This window comes from Spartinivicinus poritis (assembly GCF_028858535.1).
GTDB lineage: Bacteria > Pseudomonadota > Gammaproteobacteria > Pseudomonadales > Zooshikellaceae > Spartinivicinus > Spartinivicinus poritis.
This window is the reverse complement of record NZ_JAPMOU010000115.1, coordinates 1-5008: the sequence shown is the minus strand read 5'-3', so window position 1 is coordinate 5008 and position 5008 is coordinate 1. Positions and strand designations below refer to the sequence as shown.

4 protein-coding genes are annotated in these 5008 nt (G+C 38.2%); 2 read left to right on the top strand and 2 right to left on the bottom strand.

What is annotated here, in order from left to right:
- The first annotated feature begins 1231 nt into the window (after positions 1-1231).
- Entirely contained in the window at positions 1232-1876 is a 645-nt protein-coding gene (locus ORQ98_RS28900) for a DUF4360 domain-containing protein (RefSeq protein WP_274692299.1), read from the top strand.
- Between the two features lie 304 nt (positions 1877-2180).
- Here the strand turns inward: ORQ98_RS28900 and ORQ98_RS28895 are convergent, their stop codons facing one another.
- Positions 2181-3338 (bottom strand): N(5)-(carboxyethyl)ornithine synthase, encoded by a 1158-nt coding sequence (locus ORQ98_RS28895; RefSeq protein ID WP_274692298.1) that lies wholly within the window; start codon positions 3336-3338, stop codon positions 2181-2183.
- A 414-nt stretch (positions 3339-3752) separates the two neighbouring features.
- On the bottom strand, positions 3753-3962 hold the full coding sequence (locus ORQ98_RS28890; protein WP_274692297.1) for a cold-shock protein: 210 nt from the start codon (positions 3960-3962) through the stop codon (positions 3753-3755).
- A 661-nt stretch (positions 3963-4623) separates the two neighbouring features.
- Between ORQ98_RS28890 and ORQ98_RS29765 the strand changes: the two genes are divergently transcribed.
- Positions 4624-4881: a WGR domain-containing protein gene (locus tag ORQ98_RS29765; RefSeq protein ID WP_425347730.1), complete on the top strand. Its 258-nt coding sequence runs from the start codon at positions 4624-4626 to the stop codon at positions 4879-4881.
- Positions 4882-5008 lie beyond the last annotated feature (127 nt).

Genomic DNA, 5008 nt, shown 5'->3' with positions numbered 1-5008 from the left:
ACAGCATTGTTAAACACTGCAGAAGTTCCAGCTATCAGAAAACAATACTTATGGTTGTTCAACACAAGCAAGGCAGTGAATCTGCCACGTGATATGCTCGCGATAGCACTAAAACTGATTATTCCCTTTTGGCCTCGGTGTGTAGCAAAACCCTAAGTGATTGATTTATATAGCGGAAACTGGTTAACTATTATACAAAAATTAACCAGTTTTGAGGGTGCAGAACACATGATGGGCTAGAATATTGCTTCTAACTGCACCCAGCTACGCCACCAACCCTAAGTATTACCAAACCATGGTAGCCTGGCGGCATTTATATATCCAGGCCTGGCAAGCCACGATTAAAAGCCATCTCAGGGTTGGCCGGGATTCGTGCCAAATCCGCCAAAAATGCACTTAACTTTTTGATACCACTCGCTTTTCAATAAACGACAGATAATACTTACTTGGTGGCTACTTATAAGACAGTAGCTTAGTTTTGAGTTGTATGTAATGGGCTTTCAGCAACCGACTTTGCTTAATCACATCAAAATGCCTCATAGTGCAACGAAAGTACAGGTATTAACTGTCGTGTTTTTGAAAAGGGCCTAAAACTCGCGTTTAATTTGGTGGAGTTTCGCCCTCCGCCCTCTGAAACGCACCACTGTTATTTTCTAAGCTGCCATTAAATACTCTAAAAAAACATGGTTGGGGGAACGATAACCTAAACTCTTTCTTCCTCGTGTATTTAGGGTATGTTCAATATGCGTAATGTCTTCATCACTAACCTTATTAAACACTTCCAGCTATATAGAGGCATGCATCGGTCAAGTTATTCAATAAATAAATCAATAGTTTTGCTCTACAATTTTATTATTGTACTTTACTTGCCTCTCCAAGGTTTTGCAGTTGCAACCTAGAATAATTTTTTATACTCAATAATAAATATGGGGGTAGTCGAAAGCAAATTATTACTAACATAAAAAACAGTGGCTGCGCACTTCACTTTCAGTAACAAATATTTACAAGAAATATTTATTTTTATTTGAATTATTCATTCCTTTATGTACCATTAAATCACCAATCAATGTCTGAGAAATGTAGACCAGGATAATAATTAATATCAAAACATATCGGCTAATAAATTAATAGTTGCTAATTTTTACTCTTCGATTGGTTAATTTAAAAAATCTACATTAACTAAAAATTAGCGTTAAATAAGCCGACTTTTATATAGAAAATGGAGATTTCAATGACCTATATCAAAAAAACTTTCTTAGTATCTGCAGTATTTTTAATTACTGGCACAACTGTATCTGCAGCCACTTTCACTGATACCTCTGTGCATTTAGATTTAGCACAAGTGACCATCAAAAACATTCAAAGCTCTGGCACTGGATGCCCCAATGGCACAGTATCTAGTACCGTAGCACCTGATGGCAAGTCATTCGTACTAGGATTTGACGAGTATATTGCAGAAGCAGGCCCAGGTATTCCAAGACGTGAAAATCGTAAAGTTTGTAACTTAACTGTCTTACTCAAAATCCCTAATGGATTTGCTTTTACCATCGCAGATGTAAACTATCGTGGTTATGCAGATTTAGATCGCAATGTTGAAGCTATGCAAAAATCTACTTATTTCTTCGCTGGCAATCCTAGAGAAGCATCGCTACAATCTAATTTTAAAGGCCCAATATCAGAAGATTATACGATTAGTGACCGCTTAGGTATCAGTAGTTTAGTATGGTCTTCTTGTAATGCGACTACACCGGTTGTCATTAAAACTCAAATTAAAGTGGACAATAAGTATGCTAGAAGAAACAGTGGTTTAATTACCACTGATACTATCGATGGAAAATTAACTCATCGTTATGGCTTGATGTTTAAAAAATGCTAGTCTAACAAAGACTATAATATGAACTAGTATTAGGGGTCTACTCACCTTAGACCCCACTCAGTTAACCAAAAGCCTTATAAGTGGCTGTTTTTGAGCGGTGCTCCAGGTTCAAAAGGGTTAGGCGGAATTGCTAAAAAGTCCCCAGTGCCCCCTCTAGTTTACCTGCTACTTGAAACGAGTCAGGCCACTCAAACCTTATGAAAGAAAACAAAAAGTACCAAAATAATTTATTTCAACGTGTGTTTTACGAAGTGACACGTATCAGTTCCCTACACTGAAGAAGCCTTACAAAAAATTGAAATTCCTATTGATCAAGCGTACCAATGGTTACATGAGGATATTGTTGTTGGCGATTTTGAAACGATAGAATAGAGGGCTTCTGAATCACACCCTTATCAATATTGATGGCTTTTCGAATAGTTTCACTTTGCTGCCAACCGTTATAGCCCTCAATTACAGTTGGTAGGTAAACAATTAGGGCGGCTGAGATGGATCGAGAGGCGCTTTCCCATAGATAGCTTGGTGTATGATCAACGGCGTAATAATCCACTACACCAATTTTCAGCATTGGATTTTTGAATGTAGTTGGTTTAGCAAAATAAAAACCCATCCCTTCGTCGCAGCTAACATCAATAATAAGGCAACCAGGTTTGAGGCATGAAGTTTCATCTTTAGTTACATAGTGAATAGGGTGATCAGTTTCTTGATAGGTTCCGTTTATAATTATGTCTGACTCTTTGATTAAATTTTTTAGTGGGAACTCAACCCCATCATGCTCGACTATCAGCATACGTTCATCACCTGTTTTGTCTGCACAAACACGGACATAATGACAATCGAGAATTTCCTCGCGCACCTCGTGATCAGGACGTTGAATACAGATAGTAATATCTCTAAATCCATGAGCTTTAAGTGCATAGATAGCACCGCGACTAACTGCCCCAAAACCAAAAATAATGGTTTTGCGCCTATTTCCATAATGACCATCAATACCCTTAAGCTGTAGAGCATGTAAGACCGCGCAGTAGCCCGCCATTTCGTTGTTTTTATAAAAGGTGTGACGACCAACTTCGCCATTTGGACCCCAAATGTACATATCTTCAAAGGCAATCAGTGTTTGCCGGCGATCAATTGCTATTTGTGTGATGGATCGTTGTTGCGTACAATGAACATACCCCCATAGAACACCACCTTCACGAAGTGCTTGTAAATCTTCGATAACTGGCTTTGCAATGATGACTGTACCTAGGTCAGCTAATAATTCTTGCCGTGAAGCAATCCCCCCTGTTTGATCAGCAATTTCTGAGTCATCGATACCAAAGGGGGCTCCATAGCCTTTTTCGAATATCAATTGACGAAGAATGTGTTTAGGAAGGCGAGAGAAATGTTCTGGGTGAATAGCTACTCGTCGCTCATTCTCTTTTTTTGAAGTCCCTATGACTCCCAGTGATAATTTATTCATAGCATTTTATTTGTATGCACCAGTTATGTAGCGTAATTGAACTGTACTATGGGAGATTGGCTGTGTCTCCTTGACAAGGATATGATAGTGTAAACAACTTACACATTATACAGCAAATAGCGTCTATCCAACCGATAAGGCAATCTAGTACGCTGCCCACATCTAATTGACGCAGTTTATCGTTGTAATGAAATTACCCAAGATCAGGTCATTCTCTATCTGTCGAAAGTTTTAATGATTTCACTAGGCCATAATTTATAAAACAAGCTCCAGCTCTTAAGATTGCTGAGTGCTCCAATCCCACCTATTCATAACTAGCAGATAATACCGGTTCGTGGCAGCATGGATACCCACATAAATTCTAGGCACAAAAAAGGCAAGCTGTTATAGCTTGCCTTATAAGAGAATTAGCTATTAAATAGCTACAATGTTTTCCGCTTGAGGGCCCTTTTGGCCTTGAGTTACAGTGAACTCAACCAGTTGGCCTTCAGTCAGTGTTTTGAATCCAGAGCTCATGATTGCACTAAAGTGTGCGAATACGTCAGGGCCAGATTTTTGCTCAATAAATCCAAAGCCTTTGGTCTCGTTGAACCATTTTACTGTACCAGTAGTTACATTAGACATAAATAATATCCTGTAGATAAAGTATAAGATTGCCTTTATGAGGCATGAATAGCGGGAAAAATAGTCAAAAATTTAATATCTACAGAACGAAAAAACGCGAAATGGAGAGTATAAAATCAAAGTGGCTTCCTTTCTAGCTAGGAACAAGTTATAGACTATGGTGACTAAAGTCAACAATTTTCTTGGATTGGCTTCACATAACAGCTATTGAACGTAATATTTTGAATCCAGTCATTGCAATTAATCAGAATAAAATACTTCAGTGAATTTATTTATTAATTTTAAAAATCATTTTCAGGGGTGAAATATTTCTGTAATCCAATCATTAATCAACCTAAAGGCTTTCGCCCTCCATCCCAAATCGACCTCAACTGTAGCCCTTTCAAATCCAGCCGATAATGCCAAGAACCGGAAAGCTTTCTACTATGCTGGTAGTATGTTATTAAAAAGCGTAATACGTAATGTGGTACATCTATTATTAATCGTTAGCCTAAGCAAGCAACAGATGTAGGTGATTACTTTTGGTGGGGTAATTGTATTTAGCTAGGAATGAGTTATGTTTAAAGTACTCACCTAGCAAGATGTAGTCACAAAAAAGTAAATTGATCAACTTGCTATACCCTGCTTAACTCAAAGCCAGCCTATAACCTGGTGGCCATGGATGATTTACCTAAAACTCAGTGATCCAGAGACCAATACTCACAAATTTTACACACTTTTGATTCAGAAAGACCTGTTTGGTAATTGGGCTCTATTACGTCAATGGGGAAGAATTGGTACCAAGGGGACAATCAAGGTAGACACCTTTGATTGTTACGAAAAGGCACACTCAGCCCTCGAAAGCATAAAAAAAGAGAAACTGTGCAAGGGCTACTCTCTCAAACACTCTCAGCCTGTTACAGAACCACATGCAGACTAGTATCTCTATCAGCTATTACTTCATCAATAGAAATTTCTGATTGTGAGCGGCTGGCTTTCAGTTAAACTACTGTAAATATATACAGTATTTAGTGGTAGGCAATGCAGGTCATTCAACGCTATACAGC

What these genes read in the sequence shown, in the direction of transcription:
- ORQ98_RS28900 (WP_274692299.1), top strand. Translation starts at nt 1,232, where the DNA reads ATGACCTATATCAAAAAAACTTTCTTAGTATCTGCAGTATTTTTAATT.
- ORQ98_RS28895 (WP_274692298.1), bottom strand. Translation starts at nt 3,338, where the DNA reads ATGAATAAATTATCACTGGGAGTCATAGGGACTTCAAAAAAAGAGAAT.
- ORQ98_RS28890 (WP_274692297.1), bottom strand. Translation starts at nt 3,962, where the DNA reads ATGTCTAATGTAACTACTGGTACAGTAAAATGGTTCAACGAGACCAAA.
- ORQ98_RS29765 (WP_425347730.1), top strand. Translation starts at nt 4,624, where the DNA reads ATGATTTACCTAAAACTCAGTGATCCAGAGACCAATACTCACAAATTT.